The sequence below is a fragment of the Candidatus Binatia bacterium genome (assembly GCA_036382395.1).
Lineage (GTDB): Bacteria > Desulfobacterota > Binatia > HRBIN30 > HRBIN30 > JAGDMS01.
Map to the genome: position 1 here is coordinate 1 of DASVHW010000118.1, position 4,817 is coordinate 4,817.

Genomic DNA, 4,817 nt, shown 5'->3' on the forward strand with positions numbered 1-4,817 from the left:
AGCTCCGCGTCCTTCAGCTCGGTCAGCAGCAGCTCGGCGCCGCCTTCCAGCAAGTCCTGCGAGAGCTGTCGCTTCGATTCGATGAGCTGGTCGATCTTCTCTTCGACGGTTCCCCGGCAAACGAACTTGTGTACGAGCACGTTCTTGGTCTGCCCGATGCGGAACGCCCGGTCGGTTGCCTGGTTTTCCACCGCGGGGTTCCACCAGCGGTCGAAGTGGACAACATGGGAGGCGGCGGTGAGGTTGAGCCCGGCACCACCCGCCTTGAGCGAGAGCACGAAGAACGGCACGGCTTCGTCCTCCTGAAATCGGCGCACCAGATCCTTGCGCTTCTTCACCTCGGTCTCGCCATGGAGAACGAGACCGGGACGCCCGAACACCGATCCGAGGAAAGCGGCAAGAGGAGCGGTCACCTCTCGGAATTGCGTGAAGACGAGCACCTTCTCCTGCTTGGCCGCGATGACCTCGGCAATGTCGCGCAGGCGCGCCCACTTGCCGCTGTCTTCCTCCATCCAGGCTCCGTCGCCGAGCCACTGCGACGGATGGTTGCAGATCTGTTTGAACCGCATCAGAAACGACAGCACGACCCCCTTGCGCCGGATGCCCTCGGCGTCGTCGAGTAGTTCGGACAGCTCCTTCACGGCCTGCTGGTAGAGGGCGGCCTGCTTGCGGCTGAGCGGGCAGAAGGCTTTGACCTCGGTCTTGTCGGGCAGGTCGGCGATGACGGTTTTGTCGGTTTTCAGGCGCCGCAGGATGTAGGGACGCACGACCTCACGCAGCGGGGCGTACGGGTTGTGGGGCCTGTCCGCGAGTCGTTTGACGAGGGTGGTGAACTCCTTCGCTGACCCGAGCAAGCCGGGGTTGATGAAGTCGAAGATGGACCAGAGATCTCCGAGCCGGTTCTCGATCGGCGTGCCGGTGAGCGCAAACCGCGCCCGCGCCTCGAGTTTCTTGGCGGCCCGTGTCTGCTTGGCCTCCGGGTTCTTGATGGCCTGCGCCTCGTCGAGGACGACCAGGTGCCACGAGGTGTCTGGCAGCCACGGCATGCGGAGCAGCGAGCCGTAGCTGGTGATGACCAGATCCACATCCGCGAGGCGCTGCGGCTCGAGCGCCTTGAGCTCGGCGGCCGGGAGCGCCGATGGATGAGCGACGAGCGCCCTCAAGCTTGGCGCGAACCGCTCGATCTCCGAGGCCCAATTCGCCAGGAGCGAGGCAGGTGCAACGAGCAGGCTCGGTCGTCTCTTGACCTTGGCCTCGTGCTTGAGAACCAGCAGCAACGACAGCACCTGGATGGTCTTTCCCAAACCCATGTCGTCGGCGAGGCACGCCCCGAGACCGAGATTGGAAAGCAGGTAGAGCCAGCGCACACCCACCTGCTGGTAGGGCCGCAGTGTGCCGTGGAGCCCGCAGCCGGGTTCGACGCGGGCCAGCCCCTCCGGGCTGCGAAGACATTTCAACGTGTCAGCGAGCCACGGACCCGCGACCACCTGAGCCCAGTCGGCGTCGGTGCGGCCGGTGGCTGCGTCGGGTGCGACGTCGGCACCAGCGACCATGCGCATGGCCTCGGCGAAGGTGAGGCCGTTGTCGGCTGCAGCTCGCTCGACCTGGCGGAAGTGTTCGAGCATCCGGCCGAGCCGCGCGCGATCGACTTCGACCCAGCGCCCGCGCACCAGCGCGAGCCCGTCGGACTTTGCCAGCAGCTCCTTGATCTCGCCGGCCGTCAACCGCTCGCCGTCGAGCGTGACCTCCATGCGAAAGTCGAGCAGCGCGTCCTGGCCCAAAGCCGACGGTGCCTTGCCGCCAACGGTAGCTGTCACCTGCGGGCGGAGAGGACGGTTTGCCCTCCAGGTAGCGGGCATCCGCACGACGACACCCGCACTCTCCAGCAACGGGACATCACTTAGGAACTGGAAGGCCTCCCTGGGCGTCCAACGCAACGGGTGGAAAATCTCCCCCGCGTCGGCCATGGCTTTCAGCCACGCGCAACTCTCCGCCGCGCGCTGGACGGGGAGCAGCAGCGACAACAGGCGCGTCTTGTTTGAAGCGCCGGCGTACTCGCGGAGCGCCTGACCCAGGGGCACGTGCTGCGCTTTGGCGTGTGCGGACAATCGGGTCGTGTAGGTCGCGAGGAAAGCAAACGGCGCCTCCTCGTCCTTGCGGTTCTCGGCGAGGTTGAAGTGTACGCGACCGACGAGGTTCCAGGCCGGGCTGTGGCGCTTGAGAAAGTCCTGCACCGAGCCTTTCGACGCGGCCAGCTCAGATCCGAACGCCGCATCGAGCTCTTCCCAAAGAGCGTGCAGGACCGCCGCCGTCAGGTACTCCGCGCCGATCATGGGCGGTGCAGCCGAGGCCACCGACTCGAGCTCGTCTTCGGACGGGGCCGGGATGTGCACCTTCGCGCCGTGCTCTTCGGCATCCGGCAGCGTGCAGAGGGTGGTCACGTATCGGGCGCCGAATTCACGCCAGTAGGCGAGGACTGGTGGAAGAAAGATCCCGATCTCGCCCGCTCCGAGTCGTAGCAAACCGTGACCCGAGCCGCGCGCGAACGCCTCCAGCAGACGCTGGGCGAGCCCTGGCTCCAACCTCGGCGCGTCGTCTACCTGGCCTAAAATGAGACGGCCGTGCGGGGTGAGAATGGGGGCAAAGGAGACTGGACCCATCGCGGCCGTCTACTCTTCCTTGCCGCCACGACATGGCCGGCTCCTCAGCTTCGACATGGGCACTTTCACCGGATTTCTATTGGCCCCGGGTTATGGGCGATCTCGGTGAGATATGCAATGTGGCAAGGTAGCCCCAAATCCTGCGATGGCTTTGCACAGCCGCGCAAAGATGGTACGCGAAGAGTGCATGGCTCGGCACCAACAGCACCCCGCGTTTCGGCGAGACGTTTCGAGGGCGCCCGCAATGAACTCTCGACTCTCAACTCTATACTGCTAACTGGTACGCCATGTTCCTCGATCTCTTCTACGGTCTGCGCGACGCCGGCGTTCCGCTCGCCATCCAAGAATGGCAGACGTTTCTGCGCGCGCTCGAAGAGGGGCTGCATGGATCGAGCTTGCTGCGCTTCTACCATCTCGGACGCGCCTGTCTGATCAAGAGCGAAACCTACTTCGACGCCTACGATCGTGTCTTCGCGCGGGTGTTCAAGGGCGTCGAGGGCGCGCTTGGCGATGACGTCACCGAGAAGGTGATGGAGTGGCTGCGCGACCCGAAGAACTTTCCGAACTTGTCACCCGAGGAGTTGGCGAAGCTGCAGCGCCTCAATGTCGACGAGCTCATGCAGCGCTTTCTCGAAACCTTGCAGCAGCAAACGGAGCGTCACGACGGCGGCGGACGCTGGATCGGCACCGGCGGCAAGTCGCCGTTCGGGCACGGCGGCCAGCACCCCACGGGCATTCGTGTCGGCGGCAAGTCCACGGGTCGGTCGGCCATGAAGGTCGCCGAGGAGCGGCGCTTCAAGGACTACCGCACGGACATGGCGCTCGATGTGCGGCAATTGAAGGTCTCACTGCGCCGTCTGCGCCAGCTCACGCGCAGCGGCGATGCCACTGAACTCGATCTCGACGAGACCATCGATGAAACCTGCAAGAACGCCGGCGAAATCGAACTGGTCTTCCGCCCGCCGCGACGCAACGACGTCCGCCTCCTGCTACTGATGGATGTCGGCGGCACGATGGAACCCTACTTCGAGCCCGTCAGCCAGCTCCTGACCGCTCTGCATGAGGATCGCAGCCTGCGCGATTTTCAAGCCTACTATTTCCACAACTGCCTCTACGACGACGTCTACACCGCTGCCCGCATGTCGCGCGCGGATGCCGTCCCGACCGGCGACATCCTGCGCCGTCTCGACAGCCGTTGGAAAGTGGCGCTGGTGGGCGATGCCGCCATGCATCCGGCCGAACTGCTCGAACCCCACGGCAACATCGATCCGCGCCGCACGTCACCGACCCCCGGCGTCGTGTGGCTGCATCGCGTCGCCAGTCATTTCGACCGCAGCGTGTGGCTCAATCCTGAAGGCCCGGCTTACTGGGAAGCACAGACCGTGCGCCTCGTGCGCCGGCTCTTCCCGATGTTTCACCTGAGCGTCGACGGCCTGACCCAGGCCTTGCACACGCTGGTCGGTGCCCGGGCCGCTTAGCCCGCCAACCAGACTCCGAAGAATTTCTCCAGACTCTTCTGTGCCGCGCTCATCATGCGTTGCAGCGCCAGGAGCTGCGGCAGCGCGCCGGGGTGAACGGCCAGGTAACGAACCACATCGCGGGCTCTGACCGCGCCCGTTTGCGGGTCCATGAAGTCACCGGCGTCGGGCAGTTCGGTCGCCGCCGTATCGAGGATGGCGCGCACCGAAGCGAACGCGACGCCGGATTGTTTCGCCAAGGCGCCTATGGCGGCGCCTTCCATCTCGACCGCCACCGATCCGGTGCTCAACGCCGCAACCCGCTTGGCGGCAGCGGTGGCTAGCACATGCGGGCTGCACAGCACCGGCCCGAACACAGTGCGCAGAGCGGCGCGCTCGGCGGCGGCGCACGCACGCTCGCGATGGATGGGGTCGGTTTCGAAATGTATTCCCGACGAGTTTCCGATCACCGCCGTCGCGATGGCGAGATCGCCCGGCAGCAACTCCGGCGACAGCGCCCCGGCACAACCGGTGGAGAGAAGCAGATCGAAGCGACCGGCGTCACGCACAACCTCGGTGGCAGCCTCTGCCCGCCGCTCACCGACCGCCGTCTTGATCAGCCAGACTTCCCGTCCTGCCGCTTCACCGCGCCACAGCGTCGACTCCGCCACGCGGCTCCGGCTGACGCGGCGCATGTGCC

The 4,817-nt window shown here is 65.5% G+C and carries 3 protein-coding genes; 1 reads left to right on the plus strand and 2 read right to left on the minus strand.

Annotation, left to right across the window (positions count from 1 at the left end; translation table 11 throughout):
• Positions 1–2,660, minus strand: a 2,660-nt coding sequence (locus VF515_05600) for a DEAD/DEAH box helicase (protein HEX7407110.1), incomplete at its 3' end; no start/stop codon positions are given.
• Positions 2,661–2,947: 287 nt separating this feature from the next.
• Between VF515_05600 and VF515_05605 the strand changes: the two genes are divergently transcribed.
• On the plus strand, positions 2,948–4,138 hold the full coding sequence (locus tag VF515_05605) for a VWA domain-containing protein (GenBank protein HEX7407111.1): 1,191 nt from the start codon (positions 2,948–2,950) through the stop codon (positions 4,136–4,138).
• On the opposite strand, the gene VF515_05610 is transcribed toward VF515_05605, so the two are convergent.
• Positions 4,135–4,817, minus strand: a 683-nt coding sequence (locus tag VF515_05610; GenBank protein ID HEX7407112.1) for a hypothetical protein, incomplete at its 5' end; no start/stop codon positions are given. The two genes, VF515_05605 and VF515_05610, sit on opposite strands and share 4 nt — an antisense overlap.

Bases quoted from the DNA above. Each gene is read 5' to 3' on its own strand.
- VF515_05605 (HEX7407111.1), top strand. From the start codon at position 2,948: ATGTTCCTCGATCTCTTCTACGGTCTGCGCGACGCCGGCGTTCCGCTC.